We start from the raw sequence: 20207 nt of genomic DNA, 5'->3' as shown, positions 1-20207 counted from the left end.
TCGGGTGATGACAAAGTGGAAATCTCGCCATAAAGAAGGCGCCACGATGCTTGGTCCGGCAGTTGGGGTCAGGTTTAGGGAGAAAACACCAGTCACACGGCAGGACAGGGAGCAATCCGCGTCCTGCCGGAGATGACGGAATGATCCGCATTACGGATCTGCTGCTTCAGAAACGATAACCGCCAAGGGAAAGCCGAACGCGATGCACCGCAAGTGCAAAGCGTCCGGCTATCCCTGCGGCCGTTCGTTTCACACCCGCATCAAATGCACGTCGACCAGCGGTCGCTTCTGCAGCTTTCGCCCCAGCGCCCGTCGCAGCGTGGTCTTGACCGCGTCACGGAAATTATCCTCGTCCTGGCGAACACTCGCCGGGATCTCCGCCAGCCCCGCCACGAAGGCGCCGTTCACACGGATCGATTCCGCGTCGTCGCCATCGAACAGGCCGGGGGCACTCAGCATCGGCTTGCCGACCACGCGGCCGCTTGCATCGACGACCAAGCTTGCCAGCACCATGCCGTTGAACAGCATCTTGCGACGGGCCGCCAGCACGCCGCCATTCATCGGCAGGATGCGATTGCCGTCGAGTGCCAGTCGTCCGGTCGGCGCACTATCGACCACTTCGACGCGCCCGGGAGCCAGGTTCAGGATGTCGCCATCCTCGAGCAGGATCGGGGTGACGCCCTCCTCCCGTGCCAGCTCCGCGTGCGCCGACAAATGCCGCCACTCGCCATGCACCGGGACCGCATAGCGCGGCTTCACCAGCCCGTAGATGCGCCGGATCTCGTCGCGCGCGGCATGACCCGACACGTGCACGCTGTGATCGCGGTCGGTCAGCACGCGCACGCCACGCTTCACCAGGTTGTCCTGCACCGCCATCACCGCGCGCTCGTTGCCCGGGATCATCCGGCTCGAATAGACGACGGTGTCGCCCTCGCCGAGCGAGATGTTCTGGTGGGTGTCGTTGGCGATCCGCGAGAGCGCGCTGCGTGGCTCGCCCTGGCTGCCGGTGACGATCATCAGCAGGTTGTCGTCGGGGATGTCCTCGGCGTCCTGCTCGGAGAGGAAGTCCGGCACGTCCGACAGGTAGCCGCACTCGCGCGCCGCGACTTCCAGGTTGCGCAGCGAGCGCCCGACCACGACCACGGAACGCCCGGCCGCCTCCGCCGCCATCGCGATGCTCTCGACGCGGGCCACGTTGCTGGCAAAGCAGGTCACCGCGACCCGGCCGCTGATGCTGCGGATCAGCGTCGCCATGCTGCGGCGGACATCGGCCTCGGAACCGCTCTCGCCCTCGACCATCGCGTTGGTGCTGTCGCACACCAGCGCCAGCACGCCCTCGCGGCCGAGCTCGGCGAACGCGTCCAGGTTGGTGGGCGGTCCGACCAGCGGGTTCGGGTCGAGCTTCCAGTCGCCACTATGCAGCACCGTGCCGTATGCCGTGCGGAGCACCAGCGCCTGCGCCTCCGGCACCGAGTGGGTCATCTGCAGGAACTGCAGATCGTATGGCCCGAGGGTGAAGCTGCCGTTGGTCGGGATCACGTGCAGAGGCACCTGCCCGAGCAGTTGCGCCTCGCCGAGCTTGCGACGGAGCACGGCGGCGGCGAACGGCGTCGCATACACCGGACAGCGCAGCTGCGGCCACAGATGTGCCACAGCCCCGAGATGGTCCTCGTGTGCGTGGGTGATCACCAGCCCGATCAGGTTCTTGCGCCGCTCGGCGATGAAAACCGGGTCCGGCATCAGGATCTCGGCTTCGGGGGTCTCGCTGCCGCCGAAGCCGATACCGCAATCGACCGCGAGCCAGGTTCCGTCGCACCGGTAGAGGTTGAGGTTCATGCCGATCTCGCCCGTCCCGCCCAGGGGCAGGAAAGCCAGATCGCCGTTCAATTCATTCATCAGTCGCCTTCGATCGCTTTTGTCTTGTCGTTGCTGAGCAGAGGATGGGGATTGCGCCCCGCGAGTATCCGGAGACCCTCGAGCGTGAGCTCCGGATCGATCCGTTCGATGATGTCGGTGCCCTCGGCCAGTAGCGGCGCGAGACCCCCGGTGGCGATGACCTTCATCGGTCCGCCGACTTCCGCCCTGATCCGGGCGACGATCCCTTCGACGAGGCCGATATAGCCCCAGAATATGCCCGACCGCATGGCCGGGATGGTGCCGCGTCCGACCACCGTGCCGGGCCGCCCGATGGCGATCCGTGGCAGGCGGGCCGCTGCCTGGTGCAGCGCCTCGATCGAGAGGTTCACTCCCGGTGCGATCGCCCCGCCGTTATAGCCGCCCTCGGCATCCACGACGTCGAACGTGGTCGCGGTGCCGAAATCGATGATGATCGCGGGGCCGCCATAAAGCCGGTGCGCCGCGAGTCCGTTCAACAGCCGATCCACGCCAACCTCGCCAGGCTGATCCATGTGGACCTTGAAACCCCAATCCAGCCCGAGTGCTGCGATCAGCGGCTCGGTCTGCAGCCATTCCCGGCTCAACCGGCGCAGATGATACAGCGCCGCCGGCACCACGGTGCCAATGACCGCGCGATCGATCTGCTCGACGCTGAGCCCGCTCCGGCCCAGCAGGGTCAGTAGCCAGACCGCGTATTCGTCCGAGGTCCGCTGGATGTCCGTCGAGATCCGCCAGATGCCGCGCCAGGACGCGCCGTCATGCACCGCGAAAACGATATTGGTATTGCCGGCATCAACCACAAGCAGCATGACGCTTCAGCTTCCCCCGGACAGCAGGATCTCTCCGGTATCGATCCGGTGCACCCCTGCGTCATGGCGCAACAGCAAGGCGCCGTCCTCATCGAGACCGGCGAATGTCCCGGCTGTCTGCGCCCCGCCCACCCGGACCGCAAGCGCAGCCCCGATCGGGTGGGCTCGGTCGAGCCAGGCGGTCCGGATCGCAGGCAGGCCTTCGGCGGCCCACAGCCGCATCCAGTGGTCGAGTGCTGCCAGCAGTCGGGGCGCCACCTCATCGGGTGTCGGTGGTGGACCGAGTTCCGCAAGGCACGCAGCGACACGATCGGGCAGTTCCGGTGCCGCGGCAAGATTGGCGCCGAACCCGACGACCAGCCAGTCGTGACCCCCGCCAAGGCCGCGTTCGATCAGGATGCCGGCGAGCTTGCGGCCATCGAGCATCACGTCGTTCGGCCATTTCAGCGACAGGTGACCCTGCGCATGTCCGCACGCCAGCGCCTCGTGCAGTGCCAGTCCGGCGATCAGCGGCCAGACCCCTGAAGCGGGCAGATCGCCTGCAGGCCGCAGCAGCACCGAAAGTGCCAGGTTGCCGGCGGGCGGTTCGCTCCAGGACCGACCTCGGCTGCCACGCGCCCGGGTCTGGCGACGCGCCAGGATCGCCAGGCCGGTTGGCTCGCCAGCTTCGGCCAGCTCGATGCAGGCGTCCGAGGTCGAGGGCAGGCTGTCTTGCACGATCAGGCGCCAGGAGCCGATGCCTGCGGAACCGGGTGCAGCCCCGGATGATGGTGCTGCGATCAATGCGGGTGAGTGCCCATTACCTGAACAGCACCAGGGCGGCCGCCTGCGCCGCTCCGTTCACCGGCCCAAGAACCAGCAGGAACAAGGCGGTGACCAAGCCCATTGCACCGGCGACGAAGGAGATCGACGGTGCGCGGCGATCGAAGGCCGGCAGCGGTGCGTCGAGATACATCACCTTCACCACCTTCCAGTAGTAGTACAGGCCGATGATGCTGCTGACGACGCCGACCACGGCAAGCGTCCACATCCCGGACTGCACCGCCGCCGAGAACACCAGCAGCTTGCCGAAGAAGCCGGAGAGCGGCGGCACGCCGGCCATGCTGAACATGAAGATCGCCATCGCCAGCGCCAGCATCGGGTCGGTGCGGGACAGGCCGGCCAGGTCGCTGATCCGGTCCAGCGGGCGGCCACGGCGGCGCATCGCCATGATGCAGGCGAACACGCCGATGGTCATGAACAGGTAGGTCGTCAGATACACGAGCGTGCCGCGCGTGCCGGCCTCGGTGCCGACCGCCACGCCGATCATCGCGTAGCCCATGTGGCCGATCGAGGAGTACGCCATCAGCCGCTTGATGTTGACCTGCGGGATCGCCGCGAGCGATCCGACCAGCATCGTGGTGATCGCCACCAGCTCGACCAGCAGCTGCCACTGATGCGCCAGATGTCCGAACGGACCCGCCATCACCCGCAGCAGCAGTGCGAACGCGGCGACCTTGGGGGCACCGGCCATGAACGCCGTCACCGAGGTCGGCGCACCCTGGTACACGTCGGGCGTCCACATGTGGAATGGTGCCGCGGACAGCTTGAATGCCAGCCCCACGAACACGAACACGATGCCGATGACCAGCCCGGCCGGCACCACGCCAGCCCCGGTCAGGGCCGTGCGCAGGCCGGTATATTCCATCGTGCCGGCGAAGCCATAGACCAGCGAGATCCCGTACAGCAGCAGCCCCGATGCCAGCGAGCCGAGCACGAAGTATTTGAGCCCGGCTTCCGCCGAGGTCAGCTCGTCGCGGGCAAAGGCGCAGAGGATGTAGATCGCCAGGCTTTGCAGCTCGAGGCCGACATACAGCGTCATCAGGTTCTCCGACGACGCCATCATCATGGTGCCGACGGTCGAGAACAGCAGCAGCACCGGGAACTCGAACCGGTCGATTTTCTGCCGGCCATTATAATCCAGCGCAAGGATCGCGCTGAACGCCGCGCCGACCAGGCCCAGGATCTTCATGAAGCGGGCGAACCCGTCATTCACGAAGGTGCCCTTGTAGCCGGCACCCTCCGGCGCCTGGATCACCAGGAAGGCGGTCACCACGAAGGCGGCGATAGCCAGCACGGTGCAGGAGAAGCTGGGCTCGCGGCGCTTCTGCAGCACGCCGAACACCAGGATGGCGAGACCGCAGACGGAGAGGAAGATCTCCGGAACGGCCAGGGTCCAGTTCATCATGGGGCGCCGATCACCGGAAGATCAGGAAGACGGACATCAGAATCACCAGGCCGATCAGCATGGTGAAGGCATAGACCGCGATCGAGCCGGTCTGCAGCCTGACGAGCTGGGTCGAGCCGTCGGTGGTGAGCAAGGCGACGCCGTTCGAGGCACCGTCGATCAGCCCCTCCTCGCCGATATGCCACAGCCCGCGGGCCAGGGCGCGATACGGCCTTACGAAGATCGCGTCGTAGAGCTCGTCGAAATACCACTTGTTCAGCAGGAACAGGTACATCGGCCGGTAGCGGGCGGCGAGCAGCGCCGGCACCTGCGGGCGTGCCATGTAGCAGTAGTACGCCACCGCGGCACCGAGCAGGGCGGCAATGGTCGGCACCAGCGTGATCAGCAGAGGCAACGTCTCCAGCTGTGCCAGCACGTGGTTCTCAGCCCCGCTGAAGATGGCCCCATTCCAGAACGCCGCCTGCCCGGTCCCGACATAGGGCGCATAGAGCAGCCAGCCGGCGAACACCGCACCCAGCGACAGGAACACCAGCGGCCCGACCATGACCGCCGGGCTCTCATGCGCATGGTCTGCGAGATGCTGGTCACGCGGTGCGCCGTGGAACACCAGGAACAGCAGGCGGCCGCTATACAGCGCGGTCAGGAACGCCGTCGCGACGCCCATCACCCAGCCGTAATAGCCGATGCCGCCGGACAACCAGGCCGCGTCGATGATCGCATCCTTCGACCACCAGCCGGCGAAGGGCGGGATGCCGGCCAGCGCAAGCGAGCCGGCCCACATCGCGGCATAGGTGATCGGCAGCTTCCGCCACAGGCCGCCCATCTTGAACATGTCCTGCTCACCGGCGAGGCCGTGGATCACCGAACCGGCGCTCAGGAACAGCAGCGCCTTGAAGAAGGCGTGCGTGGTCAGGTGGAACATCGAAGCCTGGTAGGCACCGGCACCGGCGGCGATGAACATGTAGCCGAGCTGCGAGCAGGTCGAATACGCGATGGTGCGCTTGATGTCGGGCTGCACCAGGCCGACGGTCGCGGCGAAGAAGCAGGTGCTGGCGCCGATCACCATCACCATTCCCTTGGTGTAAGGCGCGAACTCGATCAGCGGCGACATCCGCGCCATCAGGAACACGCCGGCCGTCACCATGGTCGCGGCGTGGATCAGTGCCGAGACCGGGGTCGGGCCTTCCATCGCGTCCGGCAGCCAGGTGTGCAGGAACAGCTGCGCGGACTTGCCCATCGCCCCAATGAACAGCAGCACGCCGATCACCTCGTAGGCGCGGAAGTCGCTGCCGAACAGGTGATAAGCCGCGTTCACGTGCGACGGCACGAGCGCGAAGATGTTGTCGTATTCGACGGTGCCGAACTGAAGGAACAGCAGCGCGATCCCGACCATGAAGAAGAGGTCGGCGACGCGGTTGACGATGAACGCCTTGACAGCGGCGGCGGCGGCGCTTGGACGGTCATACCAGTAGCCGATCAGCAGGTAGCTCATCAGGCCGACGCCCTCCCAGCCGAAGAACAGCTGGATCAGGTTGTCTGCACTCACCAGCATCAGCATCGCGAAGCTGAACAGCGACAGATAGGAGAAGAAGCGCGCGACCGGCGTCTTCTCGCCGTGCATGTAGCCGATGCTGTAGATGTGGATGACGGTCGAAACCACGGTGACCATCGTCACCATCGAGGCCGACAGCGCGTCGAAGCGCAGGATCCACGCGGCGTGGAAGCCGCCTGCCTGGATCCAGCTCGAGATCGGCACGCCGATGGTCTGCGAGCCGGTGACCACGCCGAGCCAGAGCGCGCCGATCGCGGCCAGCGACGCCACGACCATCAGCAGGACGCTGGCGACCATCGACGCGCGGTCGCCGATCAGACGGCCGAACAGGCCGGCAATGAGCGCGCCGGCGAGGGGCGAGAAGACTGCCAGCGCGAAAAGGGGGGCGACCGAAAGCATCTCAGCCCTTCATCAAAGTCACGTCCTCGACCTGGATCGAGCCGCGGTTGCGGAAATACACGGTGACGATGGCAAGCCCGATCGCCGCCTCGGCAGCCGCCACGGTCAGCGAGAACAGCGTGAACACCTGGCCGGACAACTCGCCCAGGGCGGCGGAGAACGCCACCAGGTTGAGGTTCGCCGCCAGCAGGATCAGCTCGATCGACATCATGATGATGATGATGTTCTTGCGGTTCAGAAAGATCCCGAACACGCCGAGCACCAGGAGCAGCGCGCTCACGAACAGATACGGCCCGATCCCGACTGCCTGCAGTCCGCCGGATCCCTGGACAAGGTTCATCCGCTCAGGCTCCCAGGTGCTCGTTGGTTTCGTGCTGCCGCTCGGGAGTTTCGTGCTGCCGCTCGGGGGTTTCGTGCTGCTCCGGTGCGCGCCCGGCGCCATGCGCGGCAACCGCGCCGTATCCCGCCGGCGGTCGGATGAAGCCGCCGCTCTCGCCGGTGCCCTCGCCCAGCCCGAGCGTCATCAGCTGCATCGTGTCGGCCGGCTGGCGCAGATGCTGCAGCGTCACGTCCTGGCGCCGCGCGGACGGCCGCTCGCGCAGGGTCAGCACGATCGCACCGATCATCGCTACCAGCAGCACCAGGCCGCATGCCTGGAACAGCAGGATGTAGTCCGTGTAGATCACCCGGCCGAGCGCCTGGGTGTTGCTGATCGCCGGGCCGGTCGTGGCCGCGACGGGCACGGTCGTCGGGATCAGCTTCCAGCCGCCGATGGTGAATACCAGCTCGGCGAACAGCGCCACGCCGATCGCCGCCCCCACCGGGGTGTAGCGCTGCAGGCCCTCGCGCAGCTGGTTGAAGTTCACGTCCAGCATCATGACGACGAACAGGAACAGCACCGCGACGGCGCCGACATAGACGATGACCAGGATCATCGCCAGGAACTCGGCGCCGGCGATCAGGAACAGCCCGGCGGCGTTGAAGAACGCCAGGATCAGGAACAGCACCGCATGCACCGGATTGCGCGCGCTGACGACCATCGCCCCGGCGATCACGAGCACGGTCGCGAACAGGTAGAAGGCGATCTGGGTGATGATCATCTGTAGGGTGCGTCCTGTTCGAGGCGCCGGGCCAGCACGCTCTCCCAGCGATCGCCGTTCGCGAGCAGCTTGTCCTTGTTGTACATCAGCTCCTCGCGCGTCTCGGTGGCGAACTCGTAGTTCGGCCCCTCGACGATCGCGTCGACCGGGCAGGCTTCCTCGCACAGCCCGCAATAGATGCACTTGGTCATGTCGATGTCGTAGCGCGTCGTGCGCCGTGATCCATCCTCGCGCGGCTCCGCCTCGATGGTGATCGCCTCCGCCGGACACACCGCCTCGCACAGCTTGCAGGCGATGCAGCGCTCCTCCCCGTTCGGGTAGCGGCGCAACGCATGCTCGCCGCGGAAGCGCGGGCTCAGGTGACCTTTCTCGTACGGGTAGTTTATGGTGGCCTTGGGTTTGAACATGTAGCGGAAGGTCATGCTCAGGCCGCCGAGCAGCTCGAGCAGCAGGAAGGATCGCGCGGTTCGATCGAGCAGGGCCATCAGCCGACACCATGGTTGATCACGACGGACGACACGGCGCCCGCCTGTGGCATGCCGGGAAGCAGCCCGGTCGCCAGGAGGAATCCCGCGGTGAGGATCATCCACACCAGCGAGAACGGCAGGAACACCTTCCAGCCGAGACGCATCAGCTGGTCGTAGCGGTAGCGCGGGAAGGTCGCCCGCACCCAGATGAACATGAACAGCACGACACAGATCTTGAGGATCAGCCAGATCGGGCCGGGGATCCAGGTGAACGGCGCACTATTGAACGGCGCCAGCCAGCCACCCAGGAACAGGATGCTGGTCATCGCCGACATCAGGATCATGTTCATGTACTCGCCGAGGAAGAACAGCCCGAACGCCAGCGCGCTGTACTCGACGAAGAAGCCCGCCACCAGCTCGCTCTCGCCTTCTGGCAGGTCGAATGGGGCGCGGTTGGTCTCCGCCAGCGAGGAGATGAAGAAGATCACGAACATCGGCAGCATCGGCAGGATGAACCAGACGTGCCGCTGCGCCAGGATGATGTCGTTCAGGTTGAGGCTGCCGACGATCAGCAGGATCGAGACGATCACCAGACCGAGCGACACCTCGTAGGACACCATCTGGGCTGCAGAGCGCAGGCCGCCCATGAACGCGTATTTCGAGTTGCTGGCCCAGCCGGCGATCAGGATGCCGTACACGCCCAGCGACGACACCGCGAAGAGGTAAAGGACACCGACGTTGATGTTGGCGATCGCCCAACCGTTGTTGGTGGGGATCACCGCCCAGGCCATCATCGCCAGCACGAAGGTCAGGAACGGCGCGAACAGATACAGGACGCGGTTCGCCCCGGCGGGGATCACCGTCTCCTTGGTAAGCATCTTAATGGCGTCGGCGAAGGTCTGGAACAGCCCGAACGGCCCGACCACGTTGGGGCCGCGCCGCAGCTGCATGGCGCCCAGCACCTTGCGCTCGGCATAGACCAGGTAGGCCACCGCCATCAGCAGCGGCACCAGCACCGCGAGGCACTCCAGCACCGTGATCACGACCAGGCCGAACGCCGTGTGGAAGAGGAATTGATCCACGAGGGCGCTACTCCGCGGCCTGGAAGGTCGGGCTGACGACCGGATGGGCATACACCCGCGAGCACTCCGCCATGGTCGGGCTGGCGCGGCTGATCGCATTGGTCTGGTAGTAGTCGTGCATCACCGGGGCAAATGCGGCCGATCCGACCGCGACCGCATCGCCGTCCGGGCCCGCCAGCTCGACAGCGCCGAACCGCGGCAGTCCCTGGCGGGCGAATACCGGGTTCACCTCGGCAAGGCGTGCACGCACCGCCTCGATGGTGTCGTATGGCAGCTTGTGCCCGACCACTTCGGAGAAGGCCCGCAGGATGCGCCAGTCCTCGCGCGCCTCGCCGGGTGGGAAGATCGCCTGGAACGCCCGCTGCACCCGGCCCTCGGTATTCACGTAAGTGCCTGATTTTTCAGCATACGTGGCGCCCGGCAGGATCACGTCCGCTCGCGCCGCACCAGCATCGCCGTGATGGCCCTGGTACACCACGAAGGTATCCGGTCCGATGCGACCTGCGCCGACCTCGTCCGCGCCGAGCAGCCACAGCACCTCGACGCCACCGCTCATCATGCCGGCCACCGACCGCGCACCCGCACGCGGCACGAAGCCGAGATCCAGCGCGCCCACCCGGGCGGCCGCGTGATGCAGCATGTTGAAGCCGTGCCACTCGGCGGTCAGCGCACCGACCGCTTCAGCGAGCTTCCACGCCGCCGCCAGCACCGCCGACCCGTCCTCGCGCGTCACCGCACCGCTGCCGACGACGATCATCGGACGCTTGGCGGACTTCAGCAGCTCGACGAACGCGACGCCGCCATCGAGCAGCCCGGTCAGCACCGACGGCCGGTCGCCGAGATGCTGCACGTCGTAGGTCAGGTCCGGCCCAGACGCGCCGATCACGCCGACCGGGAAGTTGCCCGCGAGCCAACGCTTGCGGATGCGCGCATTGATCACCGGCGCCTCGTGGCGCGGGTTGGTGCCGATCAGCAGCAGCGCGTCGGCCTCCTCGATCCCGGCGATCCCGGTATTGAAGGTGTAGAACTCGCGCCGTGACAGGTCGTACTGCGCGCCGTCCTGGCGGCAATCGATGTTGCCGGAGCCCAGCGCCGTCATCAGGTCCTTCAGCGCAAGCATGCTCTCGGCATCGCACAGGTCACCGGCAATGGCGCCGATGCGCTCGCCCCTCACGCCCTCGAGCCGACGCGCGATGGCGACGAACGCCTCCTGCCAGCTGGCCGGATGCAGCTTGCCATGCACCCTCACCCACGGCCGATCGAGCCGCTTGCGCTTGAAGCCGTCGAAGGAGAAGCGGCCCTTGTCGGCCATCCACTCCTCGTTCACCTCGTCATTGGTCCGCGGCAGCATGCGCAGCACTTCCGGCCCGCGCGCATGGATACGGATGTTGGTGCCGACCGCGTCCAGCACGTCGATGCTGTCGGTCTTTTTCAGCTCCCATGGGCGCGCCATGAAGGCGTACGGCTTCGAGGTCAGCGCGCCCACCGGGCAGATGTCGATCAGGTTGCCGGACAGCTCCGAGGTGAGCGCCTTCTCGACGTAGGTGGTGATCTCCATGTTCTCGCCGCGCGACGTCGCACCGAGCTCAGGCACGCCTGCCACCTCGGACGCGAACCGGATGCAGCGCGTGCACTGGATGCAGCGCGTCATCACGGTCTTCACGAGTGGCCCGAGATACTTGTCCTGCACCGCGCGCTTGTTCTCGGCGTAGCGGGAGTGGTCGGCGCCGTAGGAATAGGCCTGGTCCTGCAGGTCGCACTCGCCGCCCTGGTCGCAGATCGGGCAATCCAGCGGATGGTTGATCAGCAGGAATTCCATGACCGCGCGACGCGCCCGGCGCACCACCTCGGTGTCGGTCCTGACCACCATGCCCTCGGCAGCCGGATAGCCGCACGACGCCACCGGCTTCGGCGCCTTCTCGACTTCGACCAGGCACATGCGGCAGTTGCCGGCGATCGACAGGCGCTCGTGATAGCAGAAGCGCGGGATCTCCTTGCCGGCCGCCTCGCAGGCCTGCAGCACGGACGAGCCGTTGGCGATCTCGACCTGGATCCCGTCGACGGTGACCTTCATGATCCCCTACTCTGCTGCAACAAGAGTGGGCGCCACCGGAACCGGCGCGCCCATCACGTTTTCCGTCGGCACCGGCAGGTTGTCCGGCGTCGGCGCCAGGCGGGACGCCCCGTGCGTCGCCTTGTAGGACCTGATGCGCTCTTCCATCACCGGACGGAAGTGCCGGATCAGACCCTGGATCGGCCAGGCCGCCGCGTCGCCGAGCGCGCAGATGGTGTGGCCCTCGACCTGGCGGGTGACCTGCTCGAGCATGTCGATCTCCTCGAGCTCGGCGCGGCCTTCGACCATGCGGTACATCACCCGCATCATCCAGCCGGTGCCCTCCCGGCACGGCGTGCACTGGCCGCAGCTCTCATGCTTGTAGAAGCGCGAGAAGCGGGCGATCGCCCGGATGATGTCGGTGGACTTATCCATGACGATGACGCCGGCGGTGCCGAGCCCGGACTTCTCTGCACGCAGGCTGTCGAAATCCATCAGCACTGTGTCGCACACCGACTTCGGCAGCAGCGGCACCGAGCAGCCGCCGGGGATCACCGCCAGCAGGTTGTCCCAGCCGCCACGCACACCACCGGCGTGGGTCTCGATCAGCTCGCGCAACGGAATGCCGAGCTCTTCCTCGACGACGCACGGCCGGTTCACGTGACCGGAGATCGCCATCAGCTTGGTGCCGCAATTATTCGGCCGGCCGAGGGCGGAGAACCAGGCCGCACCACGACGCAGGATCGTGGCCGATACCGCGATGCTCTCGACGTTGTTCACCGTCGTCGGGCAGCCATACAGTCCCATCGCCGCCGGGAATGGCGGCTTCATCCGCGGCAGGCCCTTCTTGCCTTCGAGGCTTTCGAGCAGTGCCGTCTCTTCGCCGCAGATGTAGGCGCCGGCGCCGCGATGCACGAAGAAGTCGAAATCCCAGCCGGAGCCGCAGGCGTTCTTCCCGATCAGCCCAGCCGCGTAGGCTTCGTCGATCGCGAACTGCAGATGCCGCGTCTCGTTGAAGAACTCGCCGCGGACATAGATGTACGCGGTGTGCGCGCCCATCGCGAACGAGGCGATCAGCGCGCTCTCGATCAGCTTGTGCGGTTCGTGCCTGAGGATCTCGCGATCCTTGCAGGTGCCGGGCTCGCTCTCGTCGCCGTTGATGACCAGATACGACGGCCGGCCGTCCGACACCTTCGGCATGAACGACCATTTCAAGCCGGTCGGGAATCCCGCGCCGCCGCGGCCGCGCAGGTTGGACGCCTTCATCTCGGCAACGATCGCGTCGCGTCCGCGTGCCAGGATGGCGGTGGTGCCGTCCCAGTCGCCGCGTGCGCGGGCGCCAGCCAGCCGCCAGTCGTTCTGGCCGTAGATGTTGGTGAAGATCCGGTCCTGGTCTTTCAGCATCGTTCCCGCTCCAGGCTCAGACGTTTGCCGGTGAGGCACCGGGCTCGATCTCCGGCAGATTGCCCGGCTGACCGTCGGCGTGGCGCTCGCCGACCTCCTCGAGCAGCGTCGTGCGACCACCGACAGGTGCCGAATTATACCGGTCGATCGTCGGTCCGCGCTCGGGTTTCTCTCCGCGACGCAGCGCCTCGATCAGCGCCACCGTGCGGGGGCCGTCGAGATCCTCGTAGTAGTCGTCATTGACCTGCAGGATCGGCGCATTGGCGCACGCACCCAGGCACTCGACTTCGGTCATGCTGAACAACCCGTCGCCGCTGACTTCCTCGAACGCCGAAACGCCCGCCGCCGCTTTCGCAGCAGCCACGATGTCGTCCGAGCCACGCAGCCAGCATGGCGTTGTGGTGCAGACCTGCAGGTGGTACCGCCCGACCGGCTTGGTGTTGAACATCAGGTAGAAGGTGGCGACCTCGTACACGCGGATCGGCGGCATCGACAGCCTCGCAGCCACCGCGTCCATCGCGACGCGCGGCACCCAGGCATTGCCACTCTCGCGGCGCATCTGGCTCTGCACGACATAGAGCAGCGGCAACACGCCACTTGCCTGCCGGCCTTCCGGATACTTCGCCAGGATCGCCGCGATTTCCTGTTCGCTCTCGGCGTCGAACACGAAGCTTGTCACCTGGTGGTCGGTTGCCGGACGCGGCGTATGGCCGGGCGTGCCGTGGCCGATATTCTCTGCGGAAAATTGACCGGACATCGTGCCTTACCTGTCGATCTCGCCGAACACGAGATCGAGCGACCCGATGATCGCGACCGTGTCGGCCAGCATGTGACGCCTGGACAGCTCGTCGAGCGCCTGCAGATGTGCAAACCCTGTCGAGCGGATCTTGCACCGATACGGCTGGTTGCTGCCATCGGCCACCAGATACACGCCGAACTCGCCCTTCGGACTTTCGACCGCGGTGTACGTGGCACCGGGTGGTACATGATAGCCTTCGGTGAACAGCTTGAAGTGATGGATCAGCGCCTCCATCGAGCGCTTCATCTCCTTGCGCGATGGCGGCGAGATCTTGGTGTCCTGGATCTTGATAGGCCCAGGCTGCATCTTCGCCAGGCACTGCTCGACGATCCGCACGCTCTCGCGCATCTCGGCGATGCGCACCAGATAGCGATCGTAGCAGTCGCCGTTGCGCGCCACCGGCACGTTGAACTCGACCTTGTCGTAGTTGTCGTACGGCTGGGCGCGGCGCAGATCCCACGGCACGCCGGACGCGCGCAGGCACGGCCCGCTGAAACCCCAGTCCAGCGCCTGCTCCGATGTGAACACGCCGATCCCGACGGTTCGCTGCTTCCAGATCCGGTTGCCGGTCAGCATCGACTCCAGATCGTCGATGAATTTCGGATATTCCTGCGTCCAGGCTGCAATCCGATCGGTCAGTCCGGCCGGCAGGTCGCGCGCGACACCACCCGGCCGGAAATAGTTGGCATGGAAGCGCGCGCCGGACGCCGCCTCGTAGAACTCGAGCAGCTTCTCGCGCTCCTCGTAGCCCCACAACGCCGGCGTAAGCGCGCCGCAATCGAGCGCGAACGAGGTCACGCTGAGGATGTGGTTCAGCACCCGGGTGATCTCGGCGAACATCGTCCTGATCCACTTGGCGCGGTCGGGAATATCGATGCCGAGCAGCTTCTCGGTGGCGAGCGCGAAGGCCTGCTCCTCGCACATCGGCGACACGTAATCGAGCCGATCGAAATACGGCAGCGCCTTCATGTAGGTCTTGTATTCGATAAGCTTCTCGGTGCCGCGATGCAGCAGCCCGATATGCGGAACCGCACGGGTGACGACCTCGCCGTCCATCTCCAGCACCAGCCGCAGCACGCCGTGCGCGGACGGATGCTGCGGGCCGAAATTCAGCGAGTGGCTGTCGATCTCGACGGTTTTCAGGCTGCGCCCGTCGCCGACCTGATCGGGCATCATCGTGTCTGGAATGTCGTCGTGCAGGATGATGTCGCTCATCGTGTCCGGCTCCTGGGGCAGCGTCCGGGCACCGGCTAGCGCGCCTGGCCCGGCGGACCGGCCACGATGCCCTGGCGATCCTGATGCGCCTTCTCGTCACCCGGCAGGGTCATCATGCCCTCCCACGGCGAGACGAAATCGAAATTGCGGAAATCCTGCGTCAGCTTGACGGGCTCGTAGATCACCTGGCGACGGTCGACGTCGTAACGGACCTCGACGTACCCGGTGAGTGGGAAATCCTTGCGCAACGGATGACCCTCGAAGCCGTAATCGGTGAGGATGCGGCGCAGGTCCGGCTGGTCGGAGAACAGCACCCCGAACAGGTCGTAGCACTCGCGCTCCCACCAGGTCGCCGACGACCAGATGCGATGCACGGACGGCACCGGATTGACCTCGTCGGTGGTGACGATCACCCGGCAGCGCTGGTTCAGCGTCACCGACAGCAGGTTGTACACCACGTCGAAACGCTCGGCGCGCTCGGGGAAATCGACCCCGCACAGATCCATCATCTGCTGGAAGGCCAGCCGCGGATCGTCACGCAGGCGGGTCATCAGGGCGATCAGCCCGTCACGCCCGACGCGCACGACCAACTCGCCCTTTTCCACTCCGGCCGAAGCGATACCGGGGACGCCGGTCGCCAGCGCAACCGCCAGCGAGCCGAGCCGGGCGGACGCGTCAGCCACGCAGGATGGTCCCGGTGCGGCGGATCTTTTTCTGCAGCTGCAGGATCCCATACACCAGCGCCTCGGCGGTCGGCGGGCAGCCCGGCACATACACGTCGACCGGGACGATACGGTCGCAACCGCGCACCACCGAGTAGGAATAATGGTAGTAGCCGCCGCCGTTGGCACAGCTGCCCATGCTGATCACCCAGCGTGGCTCGGCCATCTGGTCGTAGATGCGGCGCATCGCCGGCGCCATCTTGTTGGTGAGCGTGCCGGACACGATCATGACGTCTGCCTGACGCGGGCTGCCGCGCGGGATGATGCCCATGCGGTCCAGGTCGTAGCGCGGCATGAAGGCGTGGATCATCTCGACCGCACAGCAGGCCAGCCCGAACGAAAGCGGCCACAGGCTGCCGGTGCGCGCCCAGTTCACCAGCTTGTCGACGTTCGCAACGACGAAGCCTTTCTCGGTGATCTCGCCGGTGATGCCCTTGATGACCGCGTCCTGCGCCGGACCAGGTACCAGGACTTCCCGGTTCCAGGCCACCACGTCCGGCTCGCTGGCCACCACCGGGGAACGGACGATCGAAGCACCGGTGGCGACGGACGGAGAGATCGTGTGGTTCTCGCTCATGACCGGCTCATTCCCAATCCAGCGCGCCTTTGCGCCACTCATAGATGAAACCGACGGTCAGCACGCCGAGGAAACCGAGCATCGACAGGAAGCCGAACAGGCCGATCTGGCCGAGGCTGACTGCCCAGGGAAAGAGGAAGGCCACCTCCAGGTCGAAGATGATGAACAGGATGGCCACCAGGTAGAAGCGGACGTCGAAGCGGCGGCGGGCATCGTCGAACGCATCGAAGCCGCACTCGTAGGCGGTGACCTTCTCGGCATACGGGTTCTGCCGCCCTGCCAGCATCGAACCGCCCAGCATCGCCGCCGAAACCGCAGCAGCGATCACGACGAACACCAGGATCGGGAAATAATCTGACAACAGGGTCTGCATGACACCGATCTCGTAGCGTGTATCGCGGAAGGCAAGGCGCCTCGCGGAATAAGCTGCCCGAAGCGGACGACCCTGGCGCTGCCTCGACAGAACTTAATCCAACCACCGAGCGCCGCAAGTGCGGTGCAGCATCTGATTGACGTCGGCCGGGGGGGGTTGTCCTGCGGAGCGCACTGGTCATCGGATCCGATGACCAGTGGCGCGAGTGACGGGGCTCGAACCCGCGACCTCCGGCGTGACAGGCCGGCGCTCTAACCAACTGAGCTACACCCGCAACTGGCGTGAGCGGCGGTTTAAAGACCCGGCTTTGGCCCGTCAAGGCACCTCGGCGAGGCTTTCGTGACTTAGGGGAATGGGCGGTGACGGTTTCGAACCGCCGACCCTCTCGGTGTAAACGAGACGCTCTACCACTGAGCTAACCGCCCGCCTGGCTAGCCGACCTGGCTGCCCGACCAGCTGCCCAACCTAGCTGCCCGACTTAGCTGACAGCGTCCTTCAGCGTCTTGCCCGCCTTGAAACGGACCGACGTCGAGGCCGGGATGTCGATCTCCTCGCCGGTGCGCGGGTTGCGCCCTTTCGCGGCCTTGCGTGCAGCCGCGACGAAGGTGCCGAAGCCGACCAACCGAACTTCCTGTTTGTTCCTCAATGCCTTCTCGATTGCCGCGAACACCGCGTCGACCGCCTCGCCGGCTTTCGCCTTGGGCAGGTCCGCCTCGTCCGCGACAGCAGATATCAACTCCTGCTTGTTGAGGGGCTTCTCCATGGACGGCCTTTCATGATTGCGCCCGTGGAGCCAACACTCTGCTCCAGGCGAACCCGACGTTACCGGTCACCGTTCTGCCACGTCAACGAACCACCCGAGAGACCGCCAGCATACTGAGGCAGGATGGCCACAACAGGGGGGCGACCGCATGCCGCCCCGCCCGCTCGCGTTCAGTGCGGCAGAGACGGGCTTTGTACCGCCACGGCCGGAGCAGCCACCGCTTCAGCCGGCTCCTCCCACTCGATCGCCTCGGGGTTACGCACCAGAGCCTGACGAATCACCTCGTCCACATGTGCCACCGGGATCAGCTTGATCGCCTTCTTCACCGAGTCGGGAATTTCGGCGATGTCCTTCTCGTTGTCCTTCGGGAAGAACACCGTGGTGATCCCGGCCCGCATCGCCGCCAGCAGCTTCTCCTTCAGCCCGCCGATCGGCAGCACGCGACCGCGCAGCGTGATCTCACCGGTCATGGCGATGTCGCGCCGGATCGCGATCCCGGTCATGACACTGACCAGCGAGGTCGCCATGGCGATACCGGCTGACGGACCATCCTTCGGGGTAGCCCCCTCCGGCACGTGCACGTGGAAGTCCCGCTTCTCGAACAGCGTCGGCTTGATGCCGAAGCTGAGCGAGCGGCTGCGCACGTACGACAGCGCCGCAGACACGCTCTCCTGCATCACGTCGCCGAGCTTGCCGGTGGTCTTCACCAGCCCCTTGCCGGGCAGCATGACGCTCTCGATGGTCAGGATCTCGCCGCCCACCTCGGTCCAAGCCAGGCCGGTCACCACACCGACCATGTCCTCGCTCTCGGCCTCGCCGTAGCGGAACCGCTTCACCCCGGCATATTTCTCGAGGTTCTTCTTGGTGATGGTGACCTTCTTGGCCTTGCCGGTGACGATCTCCTTCACCGCCTTGCGCGCCAGGTTGGCGATCTCGCGCTCTAGATTCCGGACGCCGGCCTCGCGGGTATAGGTCCGTACCAGCTCGCGCAGGGCGTCGTCCGACAGCGACCACTCGTCCGGCTTCAGGCTGTGCGCCTCGGTCTGCTTGGCGAGCAGATGCCGCTTGGCGATCTCGACCTTCTCGTCCTCGGTGTAGCCGGGGATGCGGATGATCTCCATGCGGTCGAGCAAAGGCTGCGGCATGTTCAGGCTGTTCGCCGTGGTCACGAACATCACGTCCGAGAGGTCGTAATCGACCTCCAGGTAGTGATCGGCGAACGTGCTGTTCTGCTCCGGATCCAGCACCTCGAGCAACGCCGAGGACGGATCGCCGCGCCAGTCGGCACCGAGCTTGTCGATCTCGTCGAGCAGGAACAACGGGTTCGAGCTCTTCGCCTTCTTCATGCCCTGGATCACCTTGCCGGGCATCGAACCGATATAGGTGCGCCGATGACCGCGGATCTCGGCCTCGTCACGCACGCCGCCCAGCGACATGCGCACGAAGTTGCGGCCCGTCGCCTTGGCGATCGACTTGCCGAGCGAGGTCTTGCCGACACCCGGAGGCCCGACCAGGCACAAGATCGGCCCCTTCAGCTTGTTGGCACGGCTTTGCACAGCGAGGTATTCGAGGATCCGCTCCTTGACCTTCTCGAGACCGTAATGGTCGGCATCGAGCACCTTCTCGGCCTCACCGATGTCGTTGCGGACCTTGGAGCGCTTCTTCCAGGGGATCGACACCATCCAGTCGAGGTAGTTGCGCACCACCGTCGACTCCGCCGACATCGGGCTCATCGCACGCAGCTTCTTCAGCTCGCCGGTGGCCTTGTCGAGCGCCTCCTTGGTGAACTTGGTCTTCTTGATCTTGTCCTCGAGCTCGGAAGTCTCATCCTTGCCCTCCTCGCCGTCGCCGAGCTCCTTCTGGATCGCCTTCAGCTGCTCGTTCAGGTAGTACTCGCGCTGGGTCTTTTCCATCTGCCGCTTGACGCGGTTACGGATGCGCTTCTCCACCTGGAGCACGCCGATCTCGGCCTCCATGTGCGCGAACACCCGCTCAAGCCGCTCGGCGACCGGCAGCGTCTCGAGCAGCTCCTGCTTCTCGGAGATCTTGAGGTTCAGGTGGCTGGCAATCGTGTCGGCGAGCTTGCTCGGCTCCTCGATCTGGTTCAGCGAAACCAGCACCTCGGGCGCGATCTTCTTGTTCAGCTTGATGTACTGCTCGAACTGGCCGACCACCGTGCGACCCAGCGCTTCGACCTCGCCACCTTCCACGGGTGCGGCCTCCGGCAACTCTTCGATGACCGCTTCGAAATGGCTCTCGGTCTCGCGGAACTCGCGGATCCGCGCCCGGCGGCCGCCCTCGACCAGCACCTTAACCGTGCCATCAGGCAGCTTCAGCAACTGAAGGATGGTCGACACGGTGCCGCACCGGTAGATGTCGTCGGCGGTCGGATCGTCCTGGGATGCATTGCGCTGTGCGACCAGGAGGATCTGCTTGTCCTCCTTGGTGACCGCCTCCAGCGCCCGAACCGACTTCTCGCGCCCGACGAAGAGCGGCACGATCATGTGCGGGAACACGACGATGTCGCGCAGCGGCAGCACCGCCAGCGTCATCTCGGCGAGGCCGCTGCTCCCCTCTCCATCCCCTGCCGTGACCGCCTCGAGCGAAGCAGCTGCCAGGGGCGTCGTGTCGTCCGAGACCTGCGGAGCGGTATCGGATTCCGGGTTGTCGTTGCCGTGTCTGGAGCCCTCGGGCTTCTTGTCGGACTCGTTCACCATCTTGACCTCCTGAAGGACAGTCCCGGCCCGGACGCCCGTTACGGCGCGCCCG

At 65.8% G+C, this 20207-nt stretch carries 18 protein-coding genes and 2 tRNA genes; all 20 read right to left on the bottom strand.

The window, feature by feature from the left end; all coding sequences use genetic code 11:
* Positions 1 to 249: 249 nt before the first annotated feature.
* Positions 250 to 1896 (bottom strand): ribonuclease J, encoded by a 1647-nt coding sequence (locus ACOEQ2_RS17830; RefSeq protein ID WP_419729276.1) that lies wholly within the window; start codon positions 1894 to 1896, stop codon positions 250 to 252.
* The gene (locus ACOEQ2_RS17825) at positions 1896 to 2705 is read right to left on the bottom strand and encodes a type III pantothenate kinase (protein ID WP_419729275.1); all 810 of its coding nucleotides are present in this window, start codon (positions 2703 to 2705) and stop codon (positions 1896 to 1898) included. Before ACOEQ2_RS17825 ends, ACOEQ2_RS17830 begins: the two co-directional genes overlap by 1 nt.
* 6 nt (positions 2706 to 2711) lie before the next feature.
* Positions 2712 to 3422 (bottom strand): biotin--[acetyl-CoA-carboxylase] ligase, encoded by a 711-nt coding sequence (locus ACOEQ2_RS17820; RefSeq protein ID WP_419729274.1) that lies wholly within the window; start codon positions 3420 to 3422, stop codon positions 2712 to 2714.
* A gap of 82 nt (positions 3423 to 3504) precedes the next feature.
* Positions 3505 to 4929, bottom strand: coding sequence for an NADH-quinone oxidoreductase subunit NuoN (gene nuoN, locus ACOEQ2_RS17815; protein ID WP_419731270.1), 1425 nt, complete (start codon positions 4927 to 4929; stop codon positions 3505 to 3507).
* Between the two features lie 13 nt (positions 4930 to 4942).
* The gene (nuoL, locus tag ACOEQ2_RS17810) at positions 4943 to 6883 is read right to left on the bottom strand and encodes an NADH-quinone oxidoreductase subunit L (protein WP_419729273.1); all 1941 of its coding nucleotides are present in this window, start codon (positions 6881 to 6883) and stop codon (positions 4943 to 4945) included.
* A 1-nt stretch (position 6884) separates the two neighbouring features.
* On the bottom strand, positions 6885 to 7223 hold the full coding sequence (gene nuoK / locus ACOEQ2_RS17805) for an NADH-quinone oxidoreductase subunit NuoK (protein ID WP_419729272.1): 339 nt from the start codon (positions 7221 to 7223) through the stop codon (positions 6885 to 6887).
* A gap of 4 nt (positions 7224 to 7227) precedes the next feature.
* Positions 7228 to 7983 carry an NADH-quinone oxidoreductase subunit J gene (locus ACOEQ2_RS17800; protein WP_419729271.1) on the bottom strand — a complete coding sequence of 252 codons (756 nt, stop codon included), beginning with the start codon at positions 7981 to 7983 and terminating at the stop codon, positions 7228 to 7230.
* Positions 7980 to 8468 carry an NADH-quinone oxidoreductase subunit NuoI gene (gene nuoI / locus ACOEQ2_RS17795; protein WP_419729270.1) on the bottom strand — a complete coding sequence of 163 codons (489 nt, stop codon included), beginning with the start codon at positions 8466 to 8468 and terminating at the stop codon, positions 7980 to 7982. The genes ACOEQ2_RS17800 and nuoI overlap by 4 nt, the downstream gene beginning before the upstream one ends.
* Positions 8468 to 9532 carry an NADH-quinone oxidoreductase subunit NuoH gene (gene nuoH / locus ACOEQ2_RS17790; RefSeq protein ID WP_419729269.1) on the bottom strand — a complete coding sequence of 355 codons (1065 nt, stop codon included), beginning with the start codon at positions 9530 to 9532 and terminating at the stop codon, positions 8468 to 8470. The genes nuoI and nuoH overlap by 1 nt, the downstream gene beginning before the upstream one ends.
* A 7-nt stretch (positions 9533 to 9539) precedes the next feature.
* Positions 9540 to 11609, bottom strand: coding sequence for an NADH-quinone oxidoreductase subunit NuoG (gene nuoG / locus ACOEQ2_RS17785; protein WP_419731269.1), 2070 nt, complete (start codon positions 11607 to 11609; stop codon positions 9540 to 9542).
* A 3-nt stretch (positions 11610 to 11612) separates the two neighbouring features.
* Positions 11613 to 12989, bottom strand: coding sequence for an NADH-quinone oxidoreductase subunit NuoF (gene nuoF, locus ACOEQ2_RS17780; protein WP_419729268.1), 1377 nt, complete (start codon positions 12987 to 12989; stop codon positions 11613 to 11615).
* A gap of 16 nt (positions 12990 to 13005) precedes the next feature.
* On the bottom strand, positions 13006 to 13746 hold the full coding sequence (locus tag ACOEQ2_RS17775) for a complex I 24 kDa subunit family protein (RefSeq protein WP_419729267.1): 741 nt from the start codon (positions 13744 to 13746) through the stop codon (positions 13006 to 13008).
* Between the two features lie 6 nt (positions 13747 to 13752).
* Positions 13753 to 14964 carry an NADH-quinone oxidoreductase subunit D gene (locus tag ACOEQ2_RS17770; protein WP_419731268.1) on the bottom strand — a complete coding sequence of 404 codons (1212 nt, stop codon included), beginning with the start codon at positions 14962 to 14964 and terminating at the stop codon, positions 13753 to 13755.
* A gap of 74 nt (positions 14965 to 15038) precedes the next feature.
* On the bottom strand, positions 15039 to 15737 hold the full coding sequence (locus tag ACOEQ2_RS17765) for an NADH-quinone oxidoreductase subunit C (protein ID WP_419729266.1): 699 nt from the start codon (positions 15735 to 15737) through the stop codon (positions 15039 to 15041).
* Positions 15679 to 16302: a NuoB/complex I 20 kDa subunit family protein gene (locus ACOEQ2_RS17760; RefSeq protein ID WP_419729265.1), complete on the bottom strand. Its 624-nt coding sequence runs from the start codon at positions 16300 to 16302 to the stop codon at positions 15679 to 15681. The genes ACOEQ2_RS17765 and ACOEQ2_RS17760 overlap by 59 nt, the downstream gene beginning before the upstream one ends.
* A gap of 7 nt (positions 16303 to 16309) precedes the next feature.
* Positions 16310 to 16675: an NADH-quinone oxidoreductase subunit A gene (locus ACOEQ2_RS17755; RefSeq protein ID WP_419729264.1), complete on the bottom strand. Its 366-nt coding sequence runs from the start codon at positions 16673 to 16675 to the stop codon at positions 16310 to 16312.
* Between the two features lie 197 nt (positions 16676 to 16872).
* Positions 16873 to 16949, bottom strand: a tRNA-Asp gene (locus ACOEQ2_RS17750).
* 79 nt (positions 16950 to 17028) lie between these two features.
* Positions 17029 to 17100: transfer RNA gene (locus tag ACOEQ2_RS17745), tRNA-Val, on the bottom strand.
* 53 nt (positions 17101 to 17153) lie between these two features.
* Entirely contained in the window at positions 17154 to 17438 is a 285-nt protein-coding gene (locus ACOEQ2_RS17740; protein WP_419729263.1) for an HU family DNA-binding protein, read from the bottom strand.
* 170 nt (positions 17439 to 17608) lie between these two features.
* Entirely contained in the window at positions 17609 to 19990 is a 2382-nt protein-coding gene (lon, locus tag ACOEQ2_RS17735; RefSeq protein WP_419731267.1) for an endopeptidase La, read from the bottom strand.
* Positions 19991 to 20207: the final 217 nt, after the last annotated feature.

Source organism: Lichenicola sp., from assembly GCF_965198575.1.
Classification (GTDB): domain Bacteria; phylum Pseudomonadota; class Alphaproteobacteria; order Acetobacterales; family Acetobacteraceae; genus Lichenicola.
This window is presented reverse-complemented; position numbering and strand designations above follow the sequence as displayed.

What these genes read in the sequence shown, in the direction of transcription:
- ACOEQ2_RS17830 (WP_419729276.1), bottom strand. Translation starts at nt 1,896, where the DNA reads ATGAATGAATTGAACGGCGATCTGGCTTTCCTGCCCCTGGGCGGGACG.
- ACOEQ2_RS17825 (WP_419729275.1), bottom strand. Translation starts at nt 2,705, where the DNA reads ATGCTGCTTGTGGTTGATGCCGGCAATACCAATATCGTTTTCGCGGTG.
- nuoN (WP_419731270.1), bottom strand. Translation starts at nt 4,929, where the DNA reads ATGAACTGGACCCTGGCCGTTCCGGAGATCTTCCTCTCCGTCTGCGGT.
- nuoL (WP_419729273.1), bottom strand. Translation starts at nt 6,883, where the DNA reads ATGCTTTCGGTCGCCCCCCTTTTCGCGCTGGCAGTCTTCTCGCCCCTC.
- nuoK (WP_419729272.1), bottom strand. Translation starts at nt 7,223, where the DNA reads ATGAACCTTGTCCAGGGATCCGGCGGACTGCAGGCAGTCGGGATCGGG.
- ACOEQ2_RS17800 (WP_419729271.1), bottom strand. Translation starts at nt 7,983, where the DNA reads ATGATCATCACCCAGATCGCCTTCTACCTGTTCGCGACCGTGCTCGTG.
- nuoI (WP_419729270.1), bottom strand. Translation starts at nt 8,468, where the DNA reads ATGGCCCTGCTCGATCGAACCGCGCGATCCTTCCTGCTGCTCGAGCTG.
- nuoF (WP_419729268.1), bottom strand. Translation starts at nt 12,989, where the DNA reads ATGCTGAAAGACCAGGACCGGATCTTCACCAACATCTACGGCCAGAAC.
- ACOEQ2_RS17775 (WP_419729267.1), bottom strand. Translation starts at nt 13,746, where the DNA reads ATGTCCGGTCAATTTTCCGCAGAGAATATCGGCCACGGCACGCCCGGC.
- ACOEQ2_RS17770 (WP_419731268.1), bottom strand. Translation starts at nt 14,964, where the DNA reads ATGATGCCCGATCAGGTCGGCGACGGGCGCAGCCTGAAAACCGTCGAG.
- ACOEQ2_RS17765 (WP_419729266.1), bottom strand. Translation starts at nt 15,737, where the DNA reads ATGGGATCCTGCAGCTGCAGAAAAAGATCCGCCGCACCGGGACCATCC.
- ACOEQ2_RS17760 (WP_419729265.1), bottom strand. Translation starts at nt 16,302, where the DNA reads ATGAGCGAGAACCACACGATCTCTCCGTCCGTCGCCACCGGTGCTTCG.
- ACOEQ2_RS17755 (WP_419729264.1), bottom strand. Translation starts at nt 16,675, where the DNA reads ATGCAGACCCTGTTGTCAGATTATTTCCCGATCCTGGTGTTCGTCGTG.
- ACOEQ2_RS17740 (WP_419729263.1), bottom strand. Translation starts at nt 17,438, where the DNA reads ATGGAGAAGCCCCTCAACAAGCAGGAGTTGATATCTGCTGTCGCGGAC.
- lon (WP_419731267.1), bottom strand. Translation starts at nt 19,990, where the DNA reads ATGACGCTGGCGGTGCTGCCGCTGCGCGACATCGTCGTGTTCCCGCAC.